At 57.5% G+C, this 904-nt stretch carries 2 protein-coding genes; both read left to right on the top strand.

What is annotated here, in order from left to right:
* Positions 1-168 precede the first annotated feature (168 nt).
* Entirely contained in the window at positions 169-585 is a 417-nt protein-coding gene (locus JCM15831_RS21765) for a hypothetical protein (protein ID WP_156938937.1), read from the top strand.
* A 120-nt stretch (positions 586-705) separates the two neighbouring features.
* Positions 706-882: a hypothetical protein gene (locus JCM15831_RS21770; RefSeq protein ID WP_156938938.1), complete on the top strand. Its 177-nt coding sequence runs from the start codon at positions 706-708 to the stop codon at positions 880-882.
* Positions 883-904 lie beyond the last annotated feature (22 nt).

Raw genomic sequence — 904 nt, forward strand, 5'->3', positions numbered from 1 at the left:
CCGGGCGGCGCGCATGATGTCGAGAGCGATCACGGGCGTGTCCAAACGCTGCGTGAACCGTCTCGCATCCGCTTCGATCAGCGGTCTGTCGTGCTCGTGGGTCGTGGTGTCGTCTTCCATGAAGGCCTCAAAAACTGTGATTCCGCTTCACAGTGATTGGAGCAAATCATGATGAGATTTACGGAATTCTTTTCCGCCACAGCAGAAAATCGCGCCCGCTTCACGCCTGAAGCCGTAGCCGATTACTGCGCCGAACTGGTTCGAGAGATCGTGGAAAGCGACCAAGAGCACGTTCCGCTCAAAACGAAATTCCACCGCCTGGCCCGGATCACTGGCCTGACGGACGGACAAGCCAAACGGCTTTTCTACGGCGAGTGGTCGACCGTACCCGCTCACGTATTTCTAGCCGTCCAATCTGCCTATCGGCACCACCTCGAACGCGCCAGACGCAGAGCCGAACACAAGGCCGCGCTGTACCGCGATCTTTCTGAAAGATGGGATAATGAATGCGCTGGCTCATACTCATCCACGCAGCCGAATTGCAGTGGATTGCCTGCATCCTCTTACACACCGCGCTCTCGTTGAAATGGGCGTCCGACCACCTGAACGCGATCGCACTCCGGCTGATGGTTTATGCGAACCGAAAGCGACGCCAGTAAGGCAAAACCAGATCACTGAGACTGACGTGTTCAATATCGTCAGTCGGTGGTTGATGGTTTCAAGAGCCAGGCCGCAGCAGCCCGATTTGTGGGCATCTCCCCGCAAGCCTTGAACGACCAGATGAACTCCAAAAAGCCGTTCTCGGAGAAAGTCCTCACCGCCGCGGGCCTGCGCCGCGTCGTGACCGTGCATTACGAACTCATCGAGGAGCCCCGCTCATGACCCACACAACCGACCTGACAGG

The sequence above is a fragment of the Asaia astilbis JCM 15831 genome (assembly GCF_000613845.1).
Taxonomy (GTDB): Bacteria; Pseudomonadota; Alphaproteobacteria; order Acetobacterales; family Acetobacteraceae; genus Asaia; species Asaia astilbis.